The sequence below is a fragment of the Streptomyces sp. NPDC044106 genome, assembly GCF_056433985.1.
The window spans coordinates 207,872-231,750 of sequence record NZ_JBWKFZ010000003.1; the positions used below are offsets into that span (position 1 = coordinate 207,872).

Here is a 23,879-nt window from a genome sequence, read left to right on the forward strand (position 1 = left end):
TTGACTGTGACCCGGACGCCCAGGGGTGGGGCCGCCGGGGGGGCGTGGGATGGGTCATTCCCTTTCGCCGCCGGGTGCGGCCCGGTCCAACGCGAGCCGACGTCACGGTCGGGGCGCGGCTGCCCCTGCGGCCTAGCCGCTCGGGCCATCCCCTTGCGCTGCCGGGTGCGGCCCGGTCCAACGCGAGCCGACGTCACGGTCCGGGCTCGGCTGCCCCAGCGGCGTCGCCGCTCGGGCCATCAGCCATCGCTGCCGGGTGCGGACCGGCCCATCGTGGGCGGACGCCAGGGTCGCGCTCGGTCAGACCATTCATCGCTCGGCCGGTCGCTCGTCTGTGGCTCCGCCGGGGCACCTACTTTGGAAAAGTTGCGAATGGAGTCGCCGCGCGCCCCCTCTTCACTCCCAATGCGCCGTCCTAGATGGGAGTCTGCCGAGGCGCATGAGGCAGCGCGCGAGGCGTGGCAGGGGGGCGCGCGACGGACCGCTTCGCAACTTTCCCAAAGTAGGTGCCGGACCGGGCGGCGACCCGAGTGTTCGGCAGCACCCCGGGCGCGTGACGGTGATTCACGATGGGCCGGTCCGCACCCGGCCGTGAAGGCTGATGACCCGAGCGGCGAGGCCGCAGGGGCAGCCGAGCCATGACCGTAGCGTGCGCTCGCGTTGGGCCGGGCCGCACCCGGCAGCGCAAGGGGATGGCCCGAGCGGCGACGCCGCAGGGGCAGCCGAGCCCCGACCGTGACGTCGACTCGCGTTGGACCGGACCGCACCCGGCGAGGAGAGGGGATGACCCATCCCGCGCCCCCGGCGGCCCCACCCCTGGGCGTCCGGGTCAAAGCCAACGTGCGGTGGAGGGACGGGAGTCAAGGGTGGAGCGCAGCGGAATCGGCGCAGCCGACGCGACCGCAGGGAGCGCCCTTTACTCCCGGCCCGGAACCGCCACACTCCGCAAAACCCCGGACGCCCCCGCCCACCCCCAAAGACACCGGCCCACCAAAGACGCCGCCCAAGGCCCACCCCCACCCCGTCCGCCATGCGGATACACGCTCGCGTGCCCCGTACACAGACCGCTAGCGTGCCGCCCATGAGCGATAGCGCACCCGTACCGTCCAACGCCGACGCCAACGCCAACGCCCACCCCCGCTTCGCAGAGGCGCTGCTCGAGCTGGGGCTCGGCGACCTCATCCCCCGGGTCCGCCGCTTCCCGGAGCAGACCCGTACCGCGCAGGAGGCCGCCGCGGCCATCGGCTGCGAGCTCAGCCAGATCTGCAAGTCCCTGATCTTCGCGGCGGACGGCGTACCCGTACTGGTGCTGATGGACGGAGCGTCCCGCGTCGACCTCGACCTCGTCCGCCAGGAGCTCGGCGCGCAGAAGGTCACCCGGGCGAAGGCGGACGTCGTCCGGCAGGCCACCGGCTACGCGATCGGCGGCGTACCGCCCTTCGGCCACGCCACACGGACCCGCGTCCTCGCCGACCGCTCGCTCCTCGGCCACGAGGTGGTGTGGGCGGCGGCCGGTACGCCCTACGCGGTCTTCCCGATGCCGCCGGAGACGCTGGTCGCCCACGCGGGCGGCACGCTGGTGGACGTACGCGAAAACGTGCCCGGGAACGCGCCCGAAAACGTACGCGAGAACGTGCCCGGGAACGTGCGCGAGACGAACGAGTGACCCCGCTGGTCGCGGCCGCCGTACTGCTCGCCGCCCTCACACACGCGAGCTGGAACGCGATCGCCCACCACATCACGGACAAGCTGGTCGGCTTCACGCTGATATCCGGCGGCGGCTTGCTGATCGGCCTGCTCCTCGCCCCCTTCGTCGCGTTCCCCGCGGCCGGCGCATGGCCGTACCTGCTCCTCTCCGCCGCCCTGCACGTCGGCTACTACGCCCTGCTGATGACATCGTTCCGGCTCGGCGACTTCGGCCAGGCGTACCCGATCGCGCGCGGCACGGCACCACTGGTGGTCACCGTCCTGGCGGCGGTCTTCGCCGGGGAGATCCCGGACGCCTGGCAGGCGGCGGGCGTCGCCGTCTCGTGCGCGGGCCTGACGGGCCTGGCCCTGTGGGGCATCCGCAGCTCGGGCCGCAGCCCGGACTGGACGGCGATCGGCGCGGCACTGGCGACGGGCGTCTCGATCGCCGCGTACACGGTGGTGGACGGCCTGGGCGTACGCGCCTCCGGCACCTCGATGGGCTACATCGCGTGGCTGATGATCCTGGAGGGCGTGGCGATCCCGCTGTACGCCGCGTACCACTGGCGCGGTGAACTCCTCGCGCGGCTCCGCCCGTTCGCGCCGGTGGGCCTCGTGGGCGCGGCCCTCTCGGTAGCCGCGTACGGCCTGGTCCTATGGGCTCAGACGAAGGCGGACCTGGCCCCCGTCTCCGCGCTGCGGGAGTCCTCCATCATCGCCGGCGCGGCCATCGGCGCGATCTTCTTCAAGGAACGGTTCGGGGCGCCACGGCTGGTGGCGGCGGGCGTGATGGTGGTGGGGATCGGTTTGATGCTGCACGCGGGGTAGTGAGCCCGTTGCGGCGTCACATCGACTCGCGGACCGCCCGGACCAGCGCCTGTGCCCTCGGGTCCGCTGTCACGCCCTTGTTCATGCCGTTGGTGACGTAGCCGAAGGACAAGGCCGATTCGGGGTCGGCGAAGCCCAGGGGGCCGCCTCGGCCGGGGTGGCCGAAGGAGGTGGGGGACAGGAGCGGTGAGGCGGCGCCGTGCAGCATGTAGCCGAGGCCGAAGCGGGTGTTGACGACCAGGACGCGGTCGGGGCCCGCGGATGCCTCGGTGCGTGCGAGGGCGACCGTTTCGGGGGTGAACAGGCGCCGCTCGCCGTCCACTTCGCCGATCAGGGCCGCGTAGAAGCGGGCCAGGGCGCCTGCCGTCGCTGTGCCGTTGGACGCGGGGAGGGACGCCGCTCGGTAGGCCGGGGCGTTCTCGTCCGGGGCGGGGTCGATCGCTCCGAAGGCGCGGCGGGTCAGTGAGGCGGGGTCCGCGTATGCCTGCGCCACGTTCCGCTTGGGGCGTGCGCGGAGGGCGCCCGGCGCCGTGGGCGGTTCGATTCGGCCCAGGCGGCCGACCCGGGCGCTCTCCGTTTCCGGCAGGCCGACCCAGAGGTCCAGGCCGAGCGGGCGCGCGATCTCGGACGCGATCCACTCCCCCACCGGCCGCCCCGTCACGCGCCGCACCAGCTCGCCGGTGAGCCAGCTGTACGTCTGCGCGTGGTAGCCGTGGTCCTCGCCCGGCTCCCAGGACGGGGCCTGCGCCGCGACCACCGCGGCGGCCAGGTCGGGGTCGAGCGCTTCGGCGGGTGTCAGCGGGTGGTCAAGGGCAGGGACGCCCGCGCGGTGCGCGAGGACGTGCCGGACCAGGACCCGTTCCTTGCCGCGCGCCTTGAACTCCGGCCAGTAGGAGCCGACCGGCGCGTCCAGGTCGAGTTCGCCCCGCTGGTGCAGCAGGAGCAGCGCGGCGGCAGCGACGCCCTTGGTCGCCGAGCGGACGATCTGGGCGGTGCCGGGGGTCCAGGGCGCGGCCCCGTCGACGTCCTTCGTGCCGCCCCACAGGTCCACGACCTTGCGCCCGTCGCGGTACACGGTCACCGCCGCGCCCCGCTCGCCGCGCTCGGTGAAGTTGCGTACGAACGCTTCCCGGACCGGCTCGAAGCCGTCCGCCACCGTGCCGTGTATCCCACCCATGACGTCGTCCATGGCAAGGTCAACAGTGATCTCGGGTCATGGATTCCCTAGCCCCGCACCTTCACCGTCTTCGGATCGAAGCCGAAAGGCAGTTCCAGGCGGTGTGCGCTCATCAGGTCGTCGTCGGCGAGCAGGTCGCCGGTCGGGCCGTCGGCCGCGATCACGCCGTCGCTGAGGATCAGGGCCCGGGGGCAGAGTTCGAGGGCGTACGGCAGGTCGTGCGTGACCATCAGGACCGTCACGTCCAGCGAGCGCAGGATGTCGGCCAGCTCGCGGCGCGAGGCCGGGTCGAGGTTGGAGGAGGGCTCGTCCAGGACCAGGATCTCCGGCTCCATCGCGAGCACCGTCGCCACCGCCACCCGGCGCCGCTGGCCGAAGGAGAGGTGGTGCGGCGGGCGGTCCGCGAACTCCGCCATGCCGACCCGGGAGAGGGCCTTCTGTACACGCGCCTCCAGCTCCGGGCCGCGCATTCCGGACGCCGCCGGGCCGAAGGCGACATCCTCGCGGACGGTCGGCATGAACAACTGGTCGTCGGGGTCCTGGAAGACGATGCCGACCCGGCGCCTGATCTCCGCCATGTGCTTCTTTCCGACGGGCAGCCCGGCCACGGTGACCGTGCCCGCGCCGCCGGTCAGGATGCCGTTCAGATGCAGGACCAGGGTGGTCTTGCCCGCGCCGTTGGGGCCGAGCAGCGCGACCCGTTCGCCGCGGCCGATCGTCATGTCGACGCCGAAGAGCGCCTGATGGCCGTCGGGGTAGGCGAAGGCCAGTCCGGACACTTCCAGGGAAGGGGCGGAAAGCGGAGAGGGTTCAGAGGTCACAGGGTCCATCCCAACAGGCAGACGAGCAGAGCGGCGGACGGAAGGGCCAGCGCGTATCCCCACTGCGCCCGCGTGGCCACCACCTCGTCGATGACCGGCATCGACCCCGTGTAGCCGCGGCTGACCATGGCCAGGTGGACCCGCTCGCCCCGTTCGTACGAGCGGATGAAGAGCGCGCCCGCGGACTTGGCGAGGACGCCCCACTGCCGTACGCCCCGCGCCTCGAAGCCGCGCGACTCGCGGGCGATCTTCATGCGGCGCATCTCGTCCGTGATGACGTCGCCGTAGCGGATCATGAACGAGGCGATCTGGACGAGCAGCGGGGGCAGCCTCAGCCGCTGGAGGCCCAGGAGCAGGGCGCGCAGTTCGGTGGTGGCGGCGAGCAGTACGGAGGCGGCGACGCCGAGCGTGCCCTTGGCCAGGACGTTCCAGGCGCCCCAGAGGCCGTTGACGCTGAGGGACAGGCCGAGCACGTCGACGCGTTCGCCCTGCGCGACGAACGGCATCAGCACGGCGAACGCCACGAAGGGGATCTCGATCAGGAGGCGTTTGAGCAGGAAGCCGGCCGGGACGCGGGCCGCGTACGCGACGACGCCGAGGAGTACCGCGTAGAGCCCGAAGGCCCACATCGCCTCGCGCGGCGTGGAGACCACCACGATCACGAAGCAGAAGACCGCGGCCAGCTTGGTGTGCGGCGGCAGGGCGTGCACCGGTGAACGGCCCTGCCGGTAGAGCCGGTGGGCGTGGCCCGCGCCCATGTCAGGCCTTCTCGGAGGTGACGCTCTCGGGCACGGCGGCCGGTGCGGTGTCGCCCGTACGGCGGCGGCGCAGCGTCCAGAAGACCGCCGAGCCCGCGACGACCGTGACGCCCACGCCGATGATGCCCGCGAGACCGCCGGAGACGCGGGCGTCGGTGATGTCCTTGACGCCGTAGTCGGCCAGCGGGGAGTCGGCGGCGGCGTGCTCCTCGGCCTTCTTGTCGATGCCCTTGTCGTGGGCGACCTTCTCCAGGCCGTCCGGGTCCGCCGAGGCGTAGAAGCTGACGAAGCCCGCGAGGACGAGGGAGGCGACGATGCCCGCGATCCACACCTTGCGGGTGGACACCTTGCGGGTGGCGGGCCCGGCGGCGACCGGGGCCGGCCCGTCGGCCGCCGCGGGCGCGTCCACCAGTTCCCCGCCGACGCGCAGCTTCAACGGCTTGGTCAGGCCGCGCGCCCCGTACACCAGGTCCGGCCGTACGGCGATGACGGCGCCGACGGTGAGCGCGGTGATGACCGCCTCGCCGATGCCGATGAGGACGTGCACGCCGACCATGGCGGTGGCGACCTTGCCGAGGGAGACGTCGGTCGTGCCGCCGACGGCGTAGATGAGGGTGAAGGCGACCGCGGCGGCGGGCACCGAGAGCAGGGCGGCGGCGAACGAGGCGACGGTGATGGAGCGGCGGCCGCGGGGCAGCGCCTTCACCAGGCCGCGGAAGACGAGGTAGGCGACGACGGTGGTGACGATCGCCATGTCGGAGATGTTCACGCCGAGCGCCGTCAGACCGCCGTCGGCGAAGAGCACGCCCTGCATGAGCAGGACGACGGAGACGCACAGCACGCCGGTGAAGGGTCCGACGAGGATCGCGGCGAGCGCGCCGCCGAGGAGGTGTCCGCTGGTCCCGGCCGCGACGGGGAAGTTCAGCATCTGCACGGCGAAGATGAAGGCGGCGACCAGACCGGCGAGCGGAGCGGTCCGTTCGTCCAGTTCGCGCCGTGCGCCCTTGAGGCTGACGGCTACCGCGCCGGCGGCGACGACCCCGGCGGCGGCGGACACCGGGACATTGATGAACCCATCGGGGACATGCATGCGCTCGCTCCTGGGCAGGGGCCCTGGACAGGGCAGATCGCTCGTGAACCGTTCAATGATAGGGCCTTGTTGCAAACGGTTTGCAAGAGCACCGCGGTCCCGAATCGGCTACGCCCCCCGCGGCGCATTGCCGGACATATGGGACATTGGTGATGAAGCGTCCGGATGGATGAGGAGTTCAGTGATGTCCGCAGTCGAGCAGTACGCACGCGCCCACCTCGTCACGGACACCTCAGAGGGCCACCGCGCCGTCCCCGTCATGCTCCACTACGACGCGGAGGCCGACCCGCACGCGGTGCGGATCGGCCTCCCCGGTTCCCCCCACCGCGTCTTCGACCGGCAGCTCCTGGAGCAGGGGCTGCTTGCCCCGGTCACCTCCGGCGGCGTACACGTCTGGCCGTGCGGCCGGGTCCAGACGGTCGTGGAGTTCCACGAGGGGGACGGGGTGACGGTCGTCCAGTTCGACGCGTCGGCGCTGATCCGCTTCCTGCGCCGCACGTACGCGACCGCCGCCACCCCGGTCACCCCGGTCACCCGCTAGGCCGATCAGGCCGGGGCCGGGCCATCAGGCCAGACCCGGGCCCGGCCCCGGTGGGCGCGGTACGGGCTCAGACCCGCACCGGCTCCCTCTCCGCGTCGGCGGACCCGGCGCCCTTCTCCCCCTGGGTACGCAGCCCCTCGCCCTCGACGTCCACGTTGGGCAGCGCGCGGTCCAGCCACTTCGGCAGCCACCACGCCTTCTTGCCGAGCAGCGCGAGGACCGCGGGCACCAGCGCCATGCGGACCACGAACGCGTCGAAGAACACCGCGATCGCGAGGCCGAAGCCGATCATCTTCACCATCTGCTCGGACGAGCCGATGAACCCGGCGAAGACCGCGATCATGATGACCGCCGCCGCCGAGACCACCCGGGCCCCGTGCCGGAAACCGGTCACGATCGCCTGGCCCGGCCGCTCCCCGTGGACGTACGCCTCCCGCATCCGGGTCACGAGGAAGACCTCGTAGTCCATCGCGAGGCCGAAGACCACGCCCACCATGAAGATCGGCATCATCGACATGATCGGGCCGGTCTGCTCGACGCCGAAGAGCGAGCCGAGCCAGCCCCACTGGAAGACCGCGACGACCGCGCCGAGGGCCGCGAGGACCGAGAGCAGGAAGCCGAGGGCCGCCTTGAGCGGGACCAGGATCGAGCGGAAGACGATGATCAGGAGCAGGAACGCGAGGCCCACGACCAGCGCCAGGTAGGGCAGCAGGGCGTCGTTGAGCTTCTGCGAGACGTCGATGTTCATGGCCGTGGTGCCGGTGACCATGATGTCGGCGCCGGTGTCGGACTTGATCCGCGCACCCGTGTCGCGGATCGAGTGGACCAGGTCCTCGGTCTCGACGCCGCTGGGCTTGGAGGACGGGACGACGCTGATGATCGCGGTGTCCTTGTCCTTGTTGAACATCGGCGGGGCGACGTTCAGGACGTCGTCCAGCTGGGAGATCGTCTTCCTGATCTCGCCGGCCGCGGCCTTCGGGTCGTCGGCGCCCTTGAGGTCGCCGACGACCATCAGCGGACCGTTGTAGCCGGGGCCGAAGCCGTCGGAGACCAGGTCGTACGCCTTGCGCTGGGTCGTGGACGTCGGCTGCGCGCCGTCGTCCGGCAGGCCGAGCTCCAGCTGCGAGACCGGCAGGGCCGCGGCGCCGAGGCCCACGATGCCGACGAGCAGCACGGCGACCGGGCGGCGGACCACGAAGCGGGCCCAGCGGGTGCCCATGTTCTGCTTCGGCTCACCGCCGTTCTCGCCGGAAGCGGCCTTCTTCCTGCCGCCGCCGAACAGCCTGCTCTTCTCGCCCATCGGCATGACCCGCTTGCCCGCGTACCCGAGCAGCGCCGGGATGAGCGTGAGGGCGATGAGGACGGCGATGACGACCGTGCCGGCCGCCGCGAAGCCCATCTTGGTGAGCATCGGGATGTTGACCACGGCGAGGCCGACCAGGGCGATCACCACGGTGAGTCCGGCGAAGACGACCGCCGAGCCCGCGGTGCCGACGGCGCGGCCCGCCGCCTCCTCGCGGTCGCGGCCATCGGCGAGTTCGCCGCGGTAGCGCGAGACGATGAAGAGCGCGTAGTCGATGCCGACCGCGAGGCCGATCATCATCGCGAGCGTCGAGGTGGTGGTGCCGAGGTCGAGCGCGTTGGCGAGCGCGGTGATCGACGAGACGCCGATGCCGACCCCGATCAGCGCGGTGAGCAGCGGCAGACCGGCCGCGATCAGCGAGCCGAAGGTGATGACGAGGACGACCGCGGCGATCGCGATGCCGATGATCTCGGTGGCGCCGGTCTCGGGCATGGCCTGCAGCGCGTCGCCGCCGACCTCGACCGTCAGCCCGGACTCGCGCGCCTTGTCGGTGGTCTTCTCCAGGGCGTCGCGGTCGTCGTCGGTCAGCTCCATCGAGGTGACCTTGTACGAGACGGAGGCGTACGCCGTGGTGCCGTCCTTGCTGACCGTCCTGGTCTTGAAGGGGCTGTCCGCGCGGGCCACCTGGTCCGAGCCGGATTTGATGGCGGCGACGGTCTTGTCGATCTCGGCCTTGTTGGCCTTGTCGGTGACCTTCTCGCCGCCCGGCGCCTTGAAGACGACACGGGCGCTCGCCCCGTCGGCGCTGGCCTCCGGGGCCCGCTTCTCCAGGAGGTCGAAGGCCTTCTGGGCCTCCGTGCCGGGTATGGAGAAGCTGCTGGAGGCCGCTGTGGGCGCCGATGCCGCGCCGACTCCGGCGAGCGTCAGGAGCGCCACCCATATGAGGGCGACGAAGTGGCGTCGCCTGAAGGCGAGTTTGCCGAGTTTGTAGAGGAAAGTGGCCACGAGGGCGTACTCCCGGTCAGGTCGTGGTGTCCGGATTGGGCAGGGGAGATCAGCCCGACGACGTGAGCGGTCGCGTCAGGTACGGGGTCGGTACGGGGGAGGTACGGAGTCGGGGTTGGCGGTGGATCAGACGCCGAGGGCGGGGAGGACCACGGCGTCGATGTAGGAGAGCAGGAACGCACGGTCGACGGTGCGGTCCTCGATCAGGTCCCGGGCGACGAAGCCGCCGACCATCATGTGGACGACGTACTCCAGGGCCGGGTTGTCCGCGGCCACCTCACCGCGCGCCACGGCTCTACGCAGCAGCACGTCCAGGCCCGTGAGCTCCGGCTCGATGAGCAACTGCCGCATCGCCTGGTGGAGTTCGGGGTTGTCGTGGACGGCATGGAACAGGGCTCGCATCAGCGCGGCGTCCTGCTCCATCTGGCAGTCGTCGGAACGTCCTGCCATCTCGTGCAGGTCGCCGCGGAGCGTGCCGGTGTCGATGTCCGCGAGGGACACCGGCTTGTTGTGCCGCAGCGCCTTGGCGACCAGCTCCGGCTTGCTCCCCCACTGGCGGTAGAGGGTGGCCTTGCTGGACCGCGCGCGGGCCGCGACGGCGTCCATGGTGAGTGCGTCGTACCCGACCTCGCGGAGCAGGTCGAGCACGGCCGCGTACAGCTCGGCCTCGCGTTCGGGCGTGATCCTGCTGCGCCGCGTCGTCGCCGCTTCCGTCACGGTCTCCACCCCCTCCGGATGCCCCGGGCTCGTCGTACGAAACTGTTTCGTACACCGGGACTGTACGCCCCCGCCCTAACGAAACGAAACCGTTTCGTACGTGTGCTGTGTCACGCCCCGGATTCACCCCCGGCCCAAGTTGCCGCCGCCTGCCGGGCGGAAAAGCATGGTGGGGTGACCGACGCGCGCGACGACACCCAGGACGACCACTCCTACCTGCGTTTTCCGCACCTCAGCGGCGACCGCCTCTGTTTCGTCGCCGAGGACGACGTGTGGGTGGCCCCCCTCACCCCGGAGGGCTCCCCGGCCGGCCGGGCCTGGCGGCTCACCGTCGACCGGACCAAGGTGAGCCATCCGCGCTTCTCGCCCGACGGCCGCCACATCGCGTACACGACCTGGCGCAGCCTCGACCCGGAGATCCATCTCGCGCCGGTGGCCGGCGGGCCCGCGCGCCGGCTGACCTACTGGGGCAGCACCGACACACGGGTCTGCGGCTGGTCGCCCGACGGCGACATCCTCGCCGTCTCCTCGCACGGCCAGCCCTTCTCGCACCTCTGCTGGGCCTACAGCGTGCCCACCGACGGCTCACCCGGCGGCAAGCTGCCCTGGGGCCCGGTCTGGGACATCGCGATCACGGACTCGCTGGCCGACAGCGCGTGCGACCGCAAGACGCTGCTCCTGACGGGCAAGCCGCCGCACGAACCCGCCGCCTGGAAGCGGTACCGGGGCGGCGCGACGGGCCGCCTGTGGGTGCACGGCAAGCAGATCCTCGCCGACCTCGACGGGCATCTGGACTCCCCCATGTGCGTGTCGGGACGCATCGCCTTCCTCTCCGACCACGAGGGCGTCGGCAACCTCTACTCCTGTCTGCCCGACGGCTCCGATCTGCGGCGCCACACCGACCACGACACGTTCTACGCCCGGCACGCGGCGGCCGACGGCACCCGGATCGTCTACCAGTGCGCGGGGGAGATCTGGCTGGTCGACGACCTCTCGGCGGACTCCGTGCCGCGCCGGCTCGACGTGCGGCTCGGCGGGCCGCGGGCCGGGCGGCGCATCTACCAGGTGCCGGCCGCACAGCACCTCGACGCGCTCTGCGTGGACACGACGGGCCGGGCCAGCGCCGTCGTCGTGCGCGGCTCCCTCTACTGGCTCACCCACCGGGACGGCCCGGCCCGCACCATCACCGACACCCCGGGGGTACGGGTCCGGCTCCCCGAGATGCTCGGCACCAGCGGGCGGATCGCCTACATCACCGACGCGGAGGGCGAGGACGCCGTCGAGATCACCTACCTGCCGCGGGCCAGCGGCGACCGGGGGCCGCGCAGGCTCGCGAGCGGGCAGCTCGGCCGCGTGCAGGAGCTGGTGGCCGACCCGGACGGCAAGCGTCTCGCCGTCGCCTCCAACGACGGCCGGCTGCTCCTCATCACGGTGGGGGACGAGGCGGGGGACGAGCCGGGCGAGGAGACGGGCGCCGCTGCGGGCGAAGGCACGGGTGAGGGCACGGGCCGGGGCTCGGACGGGGGCGCGAGTGAGGCGGCGGGCGCCGACTGCGAAGTCACCGAGCTGATCCGCTCCGTCAACGGCCCGGTCCGCGACCTCGCCTTCTCCCCCGACGGCACCTGGCTGACCTGGTCGCATCCCGGCGTCGGCCGCTCCCTGCGCCAGATCAAGCTGGTCCGCATCGAGGGGCCCGGCGCCCGTACGGTCGTCGACGTCACCGACGGCCGCTTCGAGGACGAGAACCCCGTCTTCACCCGCGACGGCCGCTACCTCGCCTTCCTCTCCTGGCGCGGCTTCGACCCCGTCTACGACGTGCACACCGGCGACCTCTCCTTCCCGCTGGGCTGCCGCCCCTACCTCGTACCCCTGTCGTCGGCGACCCCGTCGCCCTTCGCGCTGCTGCCCGACGGACGTCCGGCCGCGGGCGGCCTCGACCCGGCCGACGGCGGCGGCGGGGGGTACGGCACCACGACGGTGGAGGTCGAGGGGCTCGCGTCGCGGGTCACGCCGTTCCCGGTCGCCGCGTCGAAGTACTCGGCGCTGCATCCCGTCAGCGGCGGCGGCCTGGTCTGGCTGCGCTGGCCGATCTCGGGCGCGCTCGGCGAGACCTTCGTCAACCCGGCCGACACCTCGGGCCGCCCCACCCTCGAACACTTCAACATCACCAAGGCGAAGAAGTCCGCGCTCGTCGACCATCTGGACTGGTTCGCGCTCAGCGGCGACGGCTCACGGCTCGTCGTCGTCGACGAGGGCGACCTGAGTGCCGTGCCGTCCACCGAGGCGGGCGACAGCGACACCACCGTCTGGATCGACCTGCGCCGCATCCTGCACGAGGTCGACCCGGCCGCCGAGTGGCGCCAGGCCTACGAGGAGGCGGGCCGGATCATCCGCGCCTACTTCTGGGACCCGGGGATGAGCGGCATCGACTGGGACGCGGTGCTCGCGCAGTACCGGCCGCTGGTCGAACGCGTCGCGTCCCCCGACGAGTTCGCCGATCTGCTGCGCGAGGTCCTCGGCGAGCTGGGCACCTCCCACGCGTACGTCTCCGCCGCGCGCCGCAACGAGGGGCCGCCGCACTACCAGCGCGCCATGGGCCTGCTCGGCGCCAACCTCGTGCGCCGGGAGGAGGGGTGGATGGTCAAGCGGATCCTGCCCGGTGACTCCTCCGACTCCAAGGCGCGCTCGCCGCTGGCCGGTGCGGGCATCCGCGAGGGCGCGATCCTCACGCACATCGACGGCCGTCCGGTCGACCCCGTGACCGGGCCCTTCCCGCTCCTCTCTGCGGCGGGCGGCACGACGGTCGAGCTGACCTTCCGGCCCGCCGAGGGCGAGGGCCGCCGCCCCCGCCGGGTCGCGATCGTCCCCCTCATCAACGAACGCCCCCTGCGCTATCAGGACTGGGTGGCCAAACGCCGTGAAGTGGTACGGGAGTTGAGCGGCGGCAAGTGCGGCTACCTGCACATCCCCGACATGGGTGGCTCGGGCTGGGCCCAGTTCAACCGGGACCTGCGCCTTGAGGTGGACCGCCCGGCGCTGATCGTCGACGTGCGCGGCAACGCGGGCGGCCACATCAGCGAACTCGTCGTCGAGAAGCTGACCCGGAAGATCATCGGCTGGGACCTGACGCGGAACGCCGAGCCGGTGTCGTACGCCTCGAACGCGCCCCGGGGCCCGGTGGTGGCCCTCGCCGACGAGGCGACGTCCTCCGACGGCGACATGATCACGGCCGCCTTCAAGCTGCTCGGACTCGGCCCGGTCGTCGGGCAGCGCACCTGGGGCGGGGTGGTCGGCATGACCGGGCGGCACCGGCTCGGCGACGGCACGGTGATCACGGTGCCGATGAACGCGGGCTGGTTCGACGCGTACGGGTGGGGTGTGGAGAACCACGGGGTCGCCCCGGACCTGGACGTCCTGCGGACGCCGCTCGACTGGGCGGAGGGGCGGCACGCCCAGCTGGACGACGCGGTCCGGCTGGCGCTCGACCTCCTGGAGCAACAGCCTGCGGCCGTGCCGCCGGACCACTCCGACGTGCCGGACCGCAGCAGGCCGGTGCTGCCGCCGCGGGCCTGAACGCGGCGACGGCTCCTGCTCCGCGCCTCCTCGTCCGGCACCTCAGGCCCTCACGCGCCACCTCGTCCGGCACCTCAGCCCTTCACGCGTCGCCGCTCCGCGGCGTTCTACCCACCCACCCGCCCCGTGGGCGACTCCGCCCGCGCCCTCTCGTCCGCCGAACCCCCCGCCCCCACAAGCCCCGTGGACACCGACCCCAGCCGCGGCTCGAACCGCCGCATCTCCCGCTGCCCCACCGCGCCGATGACCCCCGGCAGGTAGCCGCGGATGCCCTGCATGCCCCGCAGCCACCACTGCGCGTACACATGACTGGAGCGGCGCTCGATGCCCGCGACTATGCGGTCGACCGCCGGGCCCAGCGGGTACGTCTTGTTGGACGGCCACGGCAGCCGCGACCGCAGCTCCCGCATCACGTCGTCCTGGTCGGCGCCCCGCACCATGTCCGTGTCGGTCCAGGAGAGGTAGCCGACGCCGACCCTGACGCCCTTGTAGCCGACCTCGGCCCGCAGCGCGTGCGCGTACGCCTCGACGCCCGACTTCGACGCGCAGTACGCCGTCATCATCGGCGCCGGGGTGATCGCGGCGAGCGAGGCGATCTGCAGCAGATAGCCGCGGCTCTCCATCAGGACGGGCAGGAAGGCCCGGCCCGTCACCGCGCTGCCGATGAGGTTGACCTCGATGACGCGGCGCCACGCGTCGGGGTCGGACTCCAGGAAGGGCCCGCCGCTGGCCACGCCCGCGTTGGCGACGACGATGTCGACCTTGCCGAAGTGCTCCTTGACCTCCTGCGCGACCCGCGCCATCGCCTCGTGGTCGGTGACGTCCGCATGCCAGTGCGCGGACTCGGTGTGCAGCCGCTCCGCGACCAGCTTCAGCTCGTCCGGCTCCAGGCCGACGAGGGCGACCTTCGCGCCGCGCGCCGACAGTTTGCGGGCCAGCAGCTCACCGACCCCGCGCGCCGCGCCGGTGACGACCGCGACCTGCCCCTCCAGGCTGACCCTGCTCATGCGCCCTCCTTGACCTGTACGTACGTTGCGACGAGTTCGGTGATGCGCACGGTGACGGCGTCCGGCGCCTCGATGGGCGTCATGTGGCCGACTCCGGTCAGTTCGGTGAGGCCCAGGGAGTCCGGCAGCGCGGCCGCGATGCGCCGCGCGTGGACGATGGGGGTGAGGCGGTCGGCCGTACCGGCGAGGACGGCGGTGGGTACGTTCAACGCGCCGACCTCGACGTCCAGTTGAAGCGATTCCAGGACGTGCGACCAGCCGTGGCGCACGATCCTCGGACAGGCGTGCACGATCCGCGCGCACGCGTCGACCTTGTCGGGCGCCGAACCGGGGCCCATCGTCGCGTACTTGAGGACCCGCCTGGCCACCGGCGTGACGGGGCCGAGCGGCGCCCGTGAGCCGAGCACCGACCGGGTGATCCGGGTCCGCATCCGCCCGGCCCGCAGGAGCGGCACCACCGTGGCCTCCGCGACCAGGGCCGAGCTTCCCGTACTGCACAGCAGGACGGCGGCGGCGTGCTCCCGCACCCGGTCCCTGCCGCCCGCGGCCATGATCGTCATGCCGCCCATGGAGTGCCCCACGAGCACGGCCTTCTCGCCCGGCGCGAGCGTCGCCGCGAGGACCGCCTCCAGGTCGTCGGCGAGCGCCCGCGTGCTGTAGCCGTCGGCAGCCGACGGCGCCGCGCTGCGCCCGTGGCCGCGCTGGTCGTACGCGATGACCCGGTGGCCGGTGGCGAGGGCGCGGATCTGCGCGGCCCAGAAGGCGGTCGAGCAGGTCCATCCGTGGGCGAGCACCACGGCGGGCGCGTCCTTGGGACCGTGCACCTCGACGTGGACGTGCGCCCCGTCGGCGGAGACGGCGGTCAGTCGGCCTGCGGCGACGGGCGGCGCGTAGGCCCCGTTCCCCGCACGGTTCAGCCTGCTCATGCGCCCGCCTCGACCTTCTCGGTACCGGACGTCCCGCGCGCGGGGACGGCGGCAGGTGCCGCTTCCGGTGTCTTCGGAGGCCGCAGCACGTCGTACTCAGAGAGGTCGACCCGGCGGGTCGCCGCCCGGAACTCGGTGGTCGTGCCGGGCCACACGGTGGTGTTGACGCCGTTCTTGTCGAGGTACCAGCTGTTGCAGCCGCCGGTGTTCCACACCGTGCGCTTCATCCGCTCCTGCACCCGCACGTTCCAGGCGCGCACGGAATCCGGCCTGGCCGCGAGCGCGGCGGTGCCGCCGAGCACGTTCAACTGCCGCAGGTAGTCCGCCATGTAGTTCAGCTGGGACTCGATCATCAGGATCATGGAGGAGTTCCCGAGCCCGGTGTTCGGGCCGATGATCGTCATCCAGTTGGGGAACCCGGCGGCGGTCGCGCCGCGCAGCGCGTTCATGCCGTCCTTCCAGGTCTCCATGAGCGTGAGCCCCGCGTCCCCGACGACGCGGTCGGCGATCGGCATGTCCGTCACGTGGAATCCGGTGCCGAAGATGATCGCGTCGACCTCGGTCTCGGTGCCGTCGGCGGCGACGACTGTGCTGCCCCGGACCTCGGTGAGGCCGCTCGCGACGACGTCGACGTTGGGCTTGGCGAGCGCCGGGTAGTACGTGTTGGACAGCAGGATGCGCTTGCAGCCGATGCGGTACGTGGGCGTCAGCTTCTCCCGCAGCACCGGGTCCTTGATCGCCCGGTACATGTTCCGCTTGGCTATCTGCTCGACCATGCCGAGCTCGTTGGGCCGCTTGGTGAACGCCTGGACCTGCAACTCCCTTATGCCCCACAGGAGTCCGCGCCGGGCCTGGGTGGTGAACGGCAGCTGCTTGTGCAGCCAGCGCTCGACGCCGGTGATGGCCCGGTCGGCGCGCGGCATCACCCACGGGGGCGTGCGCTGGAAGAGGGTGAGCCTGCCGACCTTCTTCTGTATCTCGGGGACGATCTGGATGGCCGATGCGCCGGTGCCGATCATCGCGACGCGCTTGCCGCCGAGGTCGTAGTCGTGGTCCCAGCGCGCGGAGTGGAAGACCTTGCCGGGGAAGGTGTCGAGGCCGGGGATGTCCGGCGTCTTGGGGTCGGAGAGCGGCCCGGTGGCGGAGACGACGACGTCGGCGGTGAGGATGCCGTTGCTGGTCCGGATCTCCCAGCGCAGCCGCTCGGCGTCCCAGCTCATCAGCTTCACCTCGGTGTCGAGGCGGATGTGCGGGCGCAGCCGGAAGGTGTCGGCGACGTGCTCCAGGTACTCGCGTATGCGCTCCTGGCCGGAGAAGGTGCGCGGCCAGTCGGGGTTGGGCGCGAAGGAGAAGGAGTACAGGTGCGAGGGCACGTCGCAGGCGCAGCCCGGGTAGCTGTTGTCCCGCCAGGTGCCACCCACCGCGCCGGCCCGTTCCAGGACGACGAAGTCGGTGATGCCCTCGCGGCGCAGCCGCACGGCGGCCCCGAGACCGCCGAATCCGGATCCGATCACCGCCACCCGTACGTGCTCGTACTCGCGCCCCTGCTCGGGGCTCCGCTCGCGCTCGGCCATGCCGCCGCCTCCCGAAGTACACGACTCTGCCAGTAACCACTGGCGCAATTGGGAGCGTAAGCCAGACACGTACTCATGGGTAGGGGTACGGCGGGGAAAAGTTACCGCCGGTATCGCCGAGCGCCGCCCGGATAGGCTTCCCGCGTGGCAGACGACCGAGAAGGCGGACGGCAGGGCGGACGGCACGCCGGACGCGGGAGCGCACCGGACGGCGGCGTACGCGAGTACCGCATGGAGGAACTGGCCGAGGCGGCCGGCATCACCGTGCGTACCGTGCGCTTCTACCGCGAGCGCGGCCTGATCCCGCCGCCGCGCCGCGAGGGCCGCATCGCCTGGTACGACGAGCACCACCTGGCCAGACTGCGCACCATCGCCGCCCTCCTGGAGCGCGGCCACACCCTGAACGGCATCGCCGAACTCGCCGACGCCTTCGAGAAGGGCCGCGACGTCGGCGAACTCCTCGGCCTCGGGGAACCGACCGAGGAGCAGCCGGTCCGCCTCACCCCCGAGGAACTCGCCGACCACTTCGCGGGCGAGGTCACCCCCGAGAACCTCGTCGCCGCCCTGGACCTCGGCTACCTCGGCACGGACGGCGACGAACTCGTCCACATCAGCCGCCGCCTCCTCGACGCCTCATCCACCCTGGTGCGCAAGGGAGTTCCGCTCGCCGCGGTCCTGCAGGCGGGCCAGCGCGTACGCGAACACGCCGACGCGCTCGCGGAGTTGTTCATCACGGTCATGCGCGCCCACGTCCCGGACACCGCCGAGGTCGACATCGAGCAGCTGCGCCCGCTCGCCAAGAGCGTCGTGGAGGCGGAGCTCTCGATGGCACTGGACCGCCGACTCAAGGACGCGTAGAGCAGCTGCGGCTTTCAGCGGGGCAGCCACCAGCGGGCTTTGTAGATGCCGCCGTCAACGTACTTGTACACACTCTCCGGCAGGTGCACGCTGACCGTCGTCGTCCACCAGGTCTCGCCGAGCCCGCTCTCCGGCACGGTGGTCAGCACCTGCCCGGTGCGCGGATCGTTCCCGACGGTCTTCACCGCCTTCCGCGAGATCGTCCCGTGCCCGGCGAAGTCCCCCACGAACGCCCCGCTCACCGTCTCGTACTGGAAGACGGCGGCACTGGTCGTCACCCACAGCCGCCCCGGCCGCCCGGCGACCGGGAACAGGTCGTGCCCGCCGGGCGTCTTCCCCGGCGTGCCGACCGGCAGCCCCACCGCGGAGCGCCGCGCGAGCGTGGGCAGCGCGGCCGTGCCGCCCACCGCGTACGACACCAGCTCGTCGTCGCCGAGCGCCCACAGCACTTCGCGTACGCCGTCCCAGTGCAGCCCGTGCGCGCCCTTGAGCTCCGCCTCCGCGTACCGCTCGGCCCGCGGCCCCTGCGACGCCGCGTACAGCCGCACCCGCGCGCCCGTGCTGCAGGCGACGGCCACATTGCCGTCGGGCAGGAGCTCGGCGGTGTGCGGATTGAACAGATCGTCGCCGGGCCCGATCGCCGTGCCCCAGTACCGCCTGCCCGTCGGATACTCGACGACGGCCGCGAACCCGAACGACGCGGTGGTCAGGACGTACGTACGCTTCCGGTGCAGCCGCACCTTCGCCTCGCACGGGTAGCGCCAGCTCTCCCGCGGCAGGAGGTCGTCGTAGCGGGGGTCGCCGAGCGGCGAGAACTGCCAGCGCACGGCGGACGGGTCGACGGCCGGGTCCCAGACGCGGCGCCGCGGGTCGAGGACGAGGATCCGCTTGCTCGCCTGCTCGGTCAGGAGCACGGGCGGCGTGCCCGCCGGAACGTCACCGCCGTCCGCGCCGTACGCCCCGGTGGCGGGCAGCGCCACCGCGACACCCGCGCCCGCGGCGGCGACGAGCACCGCACGTCTCGAAGTACTGGCAGCCACGGCAGACATGAAGTCCCCCCGACACCTTGGGAGTTGGACATGGCGCGTCCGCAATCTGCCATGCCTTGCGGGCCCGGGACAGCCCTCCGCCGGACTTTATGACCGCGCGCGCCGCCGCCGCGGGTGCCGCGCGGGCGGGGGCTCGAAGACGGGTCCTACAGGTCGTAGACCACCGTCACGGGCGCATGGTCGCTCCAGCGTTCGCCGTGGCTCGCGGCCCGCTCCACGAACGCCTTCACCGCGCGCTCGGCGAGCCCCGCCGTCGCCACGTGGTAGTCGATGCGCCAGCCCGTGTCGTTGTCGAAGGCGCGGCCGCGGTACGACCACCAGGAGTAGGGGCCCTCGACGCCCGGGTGCTGCTGCCGCACGACGTCCTCGTACTCCTCGAAGACCTCGCTCAGCCAGGCGCGTTCCTCGGGCAGGAAGCCGGAGTTCTTCTTGTTGCCCTTCCAGTTCTTGAGGTCGGCCTCCTGGTGGGCGATGTTCCAGTCGCCGCAGACGACGACGTGCCGCCCCTCGGCGGCGGCCCGCGCCTTCAGCTCCCTCAGATGGACGAGGAACTCCCCCATGAACCGGACCTTCTCGTCCTGCCGCTCGGTGCCGACCTCGCCGGAGGGCAGATACAGGCTGGCCACGGTGACGCCCGGCAGGTCGGCCTCGACGTACCGGCCGCTGCCGTCGAACTCCTGCGACCCGAAGCCGACGCGCACCCGGTCCGGCTCACGGCGCGTGTACAGCGAGACGCCGGCGCGCCCCTTCGCGGCGGCCGGCGCGTGCACGACGTGCCAGCCCTCGGGCTCCCGCACCTCGTCCGGCAGCTGGTGCGCCTCGGCCCGCACCTCCTGGAGGCACACCACATCGGCCGAGGTCCCGCCGAGCCACTCCACGAAGCCCTTCTTGGCGGCGGCGCGCAGGCCGTTGACATTCACAGAGGTCACAGTGAGCATCCGGGCACGATACCGGCACACTGGACTGCGCAGCCCTCACCCGTTTCGCATAGAAGTACGATGGAGCGCATGACTATCCGAGCCCGCGAGGCCGCCGCCTCCGTACCCGCCCCCGCGACGGCCCGCGAGGCCACCACCCCCGTCGAGCTCCGCACCGTCACCTTCGCGCACCCCGACGCGATCCGCCTCAACGACCACGTCCAGCTGGAATATGCGGAGCGGTACGGGGACGAGGGCGACATCACACCCCTCGACCCCACCATGTTCGAACCCCCGCGCGGGCTCTACCTCATCGCGTACGACGAGCACGGCACCGCCCTGGCGACGGGCGGCTGGCGCGGCATGGACGAGAACGGGGAGGGCTACCGGGACGGCGACGCCGAGCTGAAGCGGATGTACGTCACCCCCGAGGCGCGCGGCCTCGGCCTCGCCCGGCGCATCCTCGCGGCGCTCGAGGAGGACGCGAGGGCGGCGGGCCGCGTCCGCATGGTCCTGGAAACGGGCACCAAGCAGCCGGAGGCGATAGCCCTCTACACCTCCAGCGGCTACACCCCCGCCCCCGCCAAGTTCGGCCTCTACCGCTTCGACGACCTCAGCCGCTGCTACGCGAAGGCGCTGTAGCGTCCCTTCCCGCCCCCAGGGCCGGCCCCCGCGCCGCCCCCCCCTCCCCGGCGGGACTACCCCCCGCGACTACCTCCCGCCCCGCCGCCGGAACCACCCCGCACAGCCGACCGCAGGTCGAACTCGGCCAGGGCCCCGCCGCCCGCCGGGTTGCTGAACCGCAGTCCGGCTCCAAGCACCTGCGACTGACCCTGCGCGATCGTCAGGCCGAGGCCGAGGCCCACCCCCTTCGTCCCGCACCCGCTGCGGAACCGCTGCGGGCCGCCGGAGAGCAGGGACTCCGGAAACCCGCCCCCGGAGTCCCGCACCCGCACCACCCCGCCGTCGACCTCGACCAGCACCGGCGCCGCTCCGTGCCGCAACGCGTTGCTGACGAGGTTGGCGATCACCCGCTCCACACGCCGGGGGTCCGTCACGACCTCCACATCGCGTACGACGTCCACCGTCACACCGGCCGCCCCCGCGGCCCCCGCCGCGACCGACCTGCGCACCAGCTCCCCCAGTTCGCACGGCTCGGCCACCGCCTGCTCCCCCACGCCGTCGAGCCGCGCCACCTCGATGACGTCGTCGACCAGCTCCCGCAGCCGCTGCGCGGACTCCCGTACCAGCTCGGAAGGGCGCCCCGGCGGCAGCAGCCCGGCCGCCGTCACCATGCCGGCCACCGGCGTCCGCAGCTCGTGCGCGATGTTCGCCGTGACCTCACGCTCGGCCTGCAGCCGGGCCGCGAGCGCGTCGGCCATGGTGTTCACCGCGGCCGCGAGCCGGGTGATCTCGTCCTTGCCACGCAGCGGGAGCCGCGCCGTCAGATCCCCCTCCGCGATGCGCTGCGCCGCCCCCGCCTTCACCCGCAGACGCCGCCCGAGCCGCGTCGCGACGAGCAGCCCCACCACACAGGCCAACGCCGTCCCGAACCCGCCGGAGATCCACAGCACCCGGTCCAGATCCCGTACGGTCTGCGTTTCCCTGTCGTACGGCCGCTTCAGCGCGACGACCTCCCCGCCGTACTTGCTGGCCGCCCAGAGCTGCGGCACCCGCCCGCTCCGGTCCAGGTAGACGCCCCACCGCCCGTTCGCCACGGCCCCGGCGAGCGGCCCCGGCAGATCGGCGGGGTCGATGAGGGTGCGGTCCCCGTCGATCCCGGCCGCGTGGTCCTGCACCGCGGTCCGCAGCCGGTCCCCGATCTGGCTGCGCGCACCCGCGTACTGCGTCTCGACGGCGCGATGGTGGACGAGGAGCCCCATCACGACGGAGACCAGCGCCGCGGTGCCCGCGATGGCGAAGCCGATCTTGGTGCGCAGTCCCATGCCGCTCCCCGCGCCTCAGAGGTCCGGGACCGGCAGGCGAATCCCCTGGAACTGCACGTTCACCGCGGTAGCGGGCAGCTCCTCCGGTGCCTTCGGCTCCACGGTGGCCCGCCGGTAGGACGCCACGCGGTCCTGCCGCTCCAGACCGCTGAGCAGCAGCGTCGCGTCGTACGGCTTCTTCGCGCACCCGGGCAGGCACCACGTGCCCCTGAGCTTCCCGGTGGCCCGCGCGGTCGGCCCGCCCCAGTCCCGCCAGCTCAACTCGGTGAGCGCCACCAGTTCGCTGAGCCGCACCACCGTCGGCTGCTGCAACGGCCGCCCCGTCACGTCCGCCATGTACACAGGTCCGGCCACCCTCGAAGGCCGCAGCGCGGCCCCCTCCACCCGCAGCCCCTGAGGCTCGGCGCACCCGCCCGCCAGCACGGCGGCGGCGAGTGTGATGCCGAGCACAGCGACACCCCGCAAAGACGACGACCGCGACAGCATGGATCAAATATATCTACAGCCCGACAATTCACGCGTGGGCCCCAACGCAAAGATCCCGCCCAGTTCGATGAACTGGACGGGATCTCATGTGCAGTGGACCTGTGGGGATTTGAACCCCAGACCCCCTCGATGCGAACGAGGTGCGCTACCAGACTGCGCCACAGGCCCTTGCAACGAGTGAAACTCTAGCACCCCCACCCGGGTGGTCGGAAATCCGGTCCTGGCTGGTCAGCCAGGGCGACCTCACGACGCTTCACTCGTTGGCCGCGCGCGGCCGGTCGCCGTCCTCGTACTGGTCGAAGAGCGGCGTGCGACCGCGCTCGCGAGCGCGCCGCGCGGACGCCGCCCGGCGCTTGTCGCTGCGGCCGCCATCGGCGTCGGCGCCCTCGGCGCCGTCGATGTCGCCCGGCGCCTCGCCGCCCCGCCCCGCGGCGGGACGCTCCCGCTCGGCCGCGCGCTCGGCGGACGGCTCCGCCGTGCTCGACCGCGCCGAGCTCCAGGCGTCGGGCGAGCCCAGGTCGACGCTGCCGGTGGCGCGCGGGGCGACCGGCGCGGTCACGTACGTCGGCAGCGGCACCGGGACCGGGTCCCAGCTGTCGCCGCGTCCCGGCCCGCGCTGCCGCTCGCGCTGCTGGTCGACCCACTCGGCGTGGTCGGTCTGCTCGACGAGAGCGCGGCGGTCCGCGGCGAGCGCGGACAGGCCCGTCTCCGTCCCGGCGGCCGGACCCTCCTGAGCCACCGCGTCGGCGGCCGGCTCCGCCCCCGTCGGCCTGCGGCGCGGCTGCCGCTCGCGCAGCCGCTGCGCCGCGACCTCGGCCCGGCGCCGGTCCATCGTGTAGGTGAAGCGGCGCCGCTCCTGGCCGCGCAGATAGACGATGTACGCGCTGAGCAGTACGGCGGGCCCGGCGGGCGCCCACAGGAAGGCGAGGCCGCCGACGCCGGCCACGATGGCGCCGACCGTGAAGGCGAGGAAGAGGAGCACTGTCGTACGGCGGCGCCGGGCGAGGACCTTCGTGCGCCGGGCACGCGCGGCGGCCTCCGCCGACGCGGCGCGCTGTGCGGGGGTCGCCGCCTTGCCCGGACTCTTGGCGGGGGCCTTGGCGGAGGTCTTGGACCGGGAGGCCGGGGCGGGTTCCTGCTCGCGTTCGGGCTCCGCCCGCTCTTCCCGGTACTCCGCCCGGTCCGACCGGTCCGTCCGGTGGCCCGCCGTATCGGACGGGGGCACGGCGAAGGACCGGACGTCCACCGAGCCGGTGATGACGTCCGGGGCGTCGCGCGACTCCCCCTCCTCGGGCGAGCGCGCCTGCAGGTCCTTGGCGTATCGGCGCTCCATGCCCGCCCGTCCGGACAGCAGCCGGATGGCGGTGCTGAAGCGTTCCGTCGGACGGGCTTCGTTCAGCTCGTCCTGCCTACGGAGCCACATCGGCACCAAGTAGGCGGCCCAGGCCCCGACGATGACTGCGTAGATGAGGCCGCTGCTGCTCACGCTCACACGGTAGAGGGGTTTCCGTGAGGCCATCTGCCAATTGGGCCGGTGTGTCGCACGATCTGGCTGATATCTCGAACTTTTTTTGCGACTGATGCGACCAACAGACCACCGTCAGTGTGAAATTAATG

Annotated in this window: 20 protein-coding genes and 1 tRNA gene; 6 read left to right on the plus strand and 15 right to left on the minus strand. The window is 72.4% G+C overall.

Annotated features, from left to right (window positions below; translation table 11 throughout):
- Positions 1–1,081: 1,081 nt before the first annotated feature.
- Both AC07DI_RS06095 and AC07DI_RS06100 read left to right on the plus strand, forming a co-directional pair.
- The gene (locus AC07DI_RS06095) at positions 1,082–1,666 is read left to right on the plus strand and encodes a YbaK/EbsC family protein (RefSeq protein ID WP_478902498.1); all 585 of its coding nucleotides are present in this window, start codon (positions 1,082–1,084) and stop codon (positions 1,664–1,666) included.
- Entirely contained in the window at positions 1,663–2,514 is an 852-nt protein-coding gene (locus AC07DI_RS06100) for an EamA family transporter (protein WP_384262722.1), read from the plus strand. The genes AC07DI_RS06095 and AC07DI_RS06100 overlap by 4 nt, the downstream gene beginning before the upstream one ends.
- A gap of 16 nt (positions 2,515–2,530) precedes the next feature.
- On the opposite strand, the gene AC07DI_RS06105 is transcribed toward AC07DI_RS06100, so the two are convergent.
- From AC07DI_RS06105 to AC07DI_RS06120, 4 genes are read right to left on the minus strand one after another with little or no spacing between them, the layout of a single operon-like run.
- Positions 2,531–3,691 (minus strand): serine hydrolase domain-containing protein, encoded by a 1,161-nt coding sequence (locus tag AC07DI_RS06105; protein WP_478902499.1) that lies wholly within the window; start codon positions 3,689–3,691, stop codon positions 2,531–2,533.
- Between the two features lie 47 nt (positions 3,692–3,738).
- Positions 3,739–4,521: an energy-coupling factor ABC transporter ATP-binding protein gene (locus tag AC07DI_RS06110; RefSeq protein ID WP_478902501.1), complete on the minus strand. Its 783-nt coding sequence runs from the start codon at positions 4,519–4,521 to the stop codon at positions 3,739–3,741.
- Positions 4,509–5,270: a cobalt ECF transporter T component CbiQ gene (gene cbiQ, locus AC07DI_RS06115; protein WP_478902503.1), complete on the minus strand. Its 762-nt coding sequence runs from the start codon at positions 5,268–5,270 to the stop codon at positions 4,509–4,511. The genes AC07DI_RS06110 and cbiQ overlap by 13 nt, the downstream gene beginning before the upstream one ends.
- A 1-nt stretch (position 5,271) precedes the next feature.
- Entirely contained in the window at positions 5,272–6,360 is a 1,089-nt protein-coding gene (locus AC07DI_RS06120; RefSeq protein WP_478902505.1) for an energy-coupling factor ABC transporter permease, read from the minus strand.
- Positions 6,361–6,544: 184 nt separating this feature from the next.
- On the opposite strand from AC07DI_RS06120, the gene AC07DI_RS06125 reads away from it, so the two are divergent.
- The gene (locus tag AC07DI_RS06125) at positions 6,545–6,901 is read left to right on the plus strand and encodes an SsgA family sporulation/cell division regulator (protein ID WP_478902507.1); all 357 of its coding nucleotides are present in this window, start codon (positions 6,545–6,547) and stop codon (positions 6,899–6,901) included.
- A 67-nt stretch (positions 6,902–6,968) separates the two neighbouring features.
- Here AC07DI_RS06125 and AC07DI_RS06130 read toward each other — a convergent pair whose 3' ends face one another.
- Positions 6,969–9,209 (minus strand): MMPL family transporter, encoded by a 2,241-nt coding sequence (locus AC07DI_RS06130; protein WP_478902508.1) that lies wholly within the window; start codon positions 9,207–9,209, stop codon positions 6,969–6,971.
- 126 nt (positions 9,210–9,335) lie between these two features.
- Entirely contained in the window at positions 9,336–9,926 is a 591-nt protein-coding gene (locus tag AC07DI_RS06135) for a TetR/AcrR family transcriptional regulator (RefSeq protein ID WP_384262705.1), read from the minus strand.
- Positions 9,927–10,100: 174 nt separating this feature from the next.
- Here AC07DI_RS06135 and AC07DI_RS06140 point away from each other — a divergent pair, with 174 nt between their 5' ends.
- Positions 10,101–13,499 (plus strand): S41 family peptidase, encoded by a 3,399-nt coding sequence (locus tag AC07DI_RS06140; protein ID WP_478902511.1) that lies wholly within the window; start codon positions 10,101–10,103, stop codon positions 13,497–13,499.
- Positions 13,500–13,606: 107 nt separating this feature from the next.
- On the opposite strand, the gene AC07DI_RS06145 is transcribed toward AC07DI_RS06140, so the two are convergent.
- From AC07DI_RS06145 to AC07DI_RS06155, 3 genes are read right to left on the minus strand one after another with little or no spacing between them, the layout of a single operon-like run.
- Positions 13,607–14,506 (minus strand): SDR family oxidoreductase, encoded by a 900-nt coding sequence (locus AC07DI_RS06145; protein ID WP_478902512.1) that lies wholly within the window; start codon positions 14,504–14,506, stop codon positions 13,607–13,609.
- Complete coding sequence (locus AC07DI_RS06150) at positions 14,503–15,432, minus strand: alpha/beta fold hydrolase (RefSeq protein WP_478902513.1); 930 nt, start codon at positions 15,430–15,432, stop codon at positions 14,503–14,505. Before AC07DI_RS06150 ends, AC07DI_RS06145 begins: the two co-directional genes overlap by 4 nt.
- Positions 15,429–17,006: a flavin-containing monooxygenase gene (locus tag AC07DI_RS06155; RefSeq protein ID WP_478902515.1), complete on the minus strand. Its 1,578-nt coding sequence runs from the start codon at positions 17,004–17,006 to the stop codon at positions 15,429–15,431. Before AC07DI_RS06155 ends, AC07DI_RS06150 begins: the two co-directional genes overlap by 4 nt.
- 231 nt (positions 17,007–17,237) lie before the next feature.
- On the opposite strand from AC07DI_RS06155, the gene AC07DI_RS06160 reads away from it, so the two are divergent.
- Positions 17,238–17,864, plus strand: a complete 627-nt coding sequence (locus AC07DI_RS06160) for a MerR family transcriptional regulator (protein ID WP_384262729.1) — start codon at positions 17,238–17,240, stop codon at positions 17,862–17,864.
- Between the two features lie 14 nt (positions 17,865–17,878).
- Here AC07DI_RS06160 and AC07DI_RS06165 read toward each other — a convergent pair whose 3' ends face one another.
- The gene (locus AC07DI_RS06165; protein ID WP_478902516.1) at positions 17,879–18,904 is read right to left on the minus strand and encodes a DUF6528 family protein; all 1,026 of its coding nucleotides are present in this window, start codon (positions 18,902–18,904) and stop codon (positions 17,879–17,881) included.
- Between the two features lie 155 nt (positions 18,905–19,059).
- Entirely contained in the window at positions 19,060–19,851 is a 792-nt protein-coding gene (locus AC07DI_RS06170; protein WP_384262691.1) for an exodeoxyribonuclease III, read from the minus strand.
- Between the two features lie 69 nt (positions 19,852–19,920).
- On the opposite strand from AC07DI_RS06170, the gene AC07DI_RS06175 reads away from it, so the two are divergent.
- Positions 19,921–20,472: a GNAT family N-acetyltransferase gene (locus AC07DI_RS06175; protein ID WP_478902517.1), complete on the plus strand. Its 552-nt coding sequence runs from the start codon at positions 19,921–19,923 to the stop codon at positions 20,470–20,472.
- Between the two features lie 56 nt (positions 20,473–20,528).
- Here the strand turns inward: AC07DI_RS06175 and AC07DI_RS06180 are convergent, their stop codons facing one another.
- The 4 genes from AC07DI_RS06180 to sepX form a co-directional block, all read right to left on the minus strand.
- Positions 20,529–21,776 (minus strand): HAMP domain-containing sensor histidine kinase, encoded by a 1,248-nt coding sequence (locus tag AC07DI_RS06180; RefSeq protein WP_478902518.1) that lies wholly within the window; start codon positions 21,774–21,776, stop codon positions 20,529–20,531.
- 15 nt (positions 21,777–21,791) lie between these two features.
- Positions 21,792–22,226: a hypothetical protein gene (locus tag AC07DI_RS06185; RefSeq protein WP_478902520.1), complete on the minus strand. Its 435-nt coding sequence runs from the start codon at positions 22,224–22,226 to the stop codon at positions 21,792–21,794.
- Positions 22,227–22,356: 130 nt separating this feature from the next.
- Positions 22,357–22,430 (minus strand) — tRNA-Ala (locus tag AC07DI_RS06190).
- An 85-nt stretch (positions 22,431–22,515) separates the two neighbouring features.
- The gene (gene sepX, locus AC07DI_RS06195) at positions 22,516–23,748 is read right to left on the minus strand and encodes a divisome protein SepX/GlpR (RefSeq protein ID WP_478902521.1); all 1,233 of its coding nucleotides are present in this window, start codon (positions 23,746–23,748) and stop codon (positions 22,516–22,518) included.
- Between the last annotated feature and the right edge of the window lie 131 nt (positions 23,749–23,879).

Excerpts from the sequence above, each read along its gene's own strand:
- AC07DI_RS06095 (WP_478902498.1), top strand. The coding sequence starts at position 1,082 with ATGAGCGATAGCGCACCCGTACCGTCCAACGCCGACGCCAACGCCAAC.
- AC07DI_RS06105 (WP_478902499.1), bottom strand. The coding sequence starts at position 3,691 with ATGGGTGGGATACACGGCACGGTGGCGGACGGCTTCGAGCCGGTCCGG.
- AC07DI_RS06110 (WP_478902501.1), bottom strand. The coding sequence starts at position 4,521 with ATGGACCCTGTGACCTCTGAACCCTCTCCGCTTTCCGCCCCTTCCCTG.
- cbiQ (WP_478902503.1), bottom strand. The coding sequence starts at position 5,270 with ATGGGCGCGGGCCACGCCCACCGGCTCTACCGGCAGGGCCGTTCACCG.
- AC07DI_RS06120 (WP_478902505.1), bottom strand. The coding sequence starts at position 6,360 with ATGCATGTCCCCGATGGGTTCATCAATGTCCCGGTGTCCGCCGCCGCC.
- AC07DI_RS06125 (WP_478902507.1), top strand. The coding sequence starts at position 6,545 with ATGTCCGCAGTCGAGCAGTACGCACGCGCCCACCTCGTCACGGACACC.
- AC07DI_RS06145 (WP_478902512.1), bottom strand. The coding sequence starts at position 14,506 with ATGAGCAGGGTCAGCCTGGAGGGGCAGGTCGCGGTCGTCACCGGCGCG.
- AC07DI_RS06150 (WP_478902513.1), bottom strand. The coding sequence starts at position 15,432 with ATGAGCAGGCTGAACCGTGCGGGGAACGGGGCCTACGCGCCGCCCGTC.
- AC07DI_RS06155 (WP_478902515.1), bottom strand. The coding sequence starts at position 17,006 with ATGGCCGAGCGCGAGCGGAGCCCCGAGCAGGGGCGCGAGTACGAGCAC.
- AC07DI_RS06160 (WP_384262729.1), top strand. The coding sequence starts at position 17,238 with ATGGAGGAACTGGCCGAGGCGGCCGGCATCACCGTGCGTACCGTGCGC.
- AC07DI_RS06170 (WP_384262691.1), bottom strand. The coding sequence starts at position 19,851 with ATGCTCACTGTGACCTCTGTGAATGTCAACGGCCTGCGCGCCGCCGCC.
- AC07DI_RS06175 (WP_478902517.1), top strand. The coding sequence starts at position 19,921 with ATGACTATCCGAGCCCGCGAGGCCGCCGCCTCCGTACCCGCCCCCGCG.
- AC07DI_RS06180 (WP_478902518.1), bottom strand. The coding sequence starts at position 21,776 with ATGGGACTGCGCACCAAGATCGGCTTCGCCATCGCGGGCACCGCGGCG.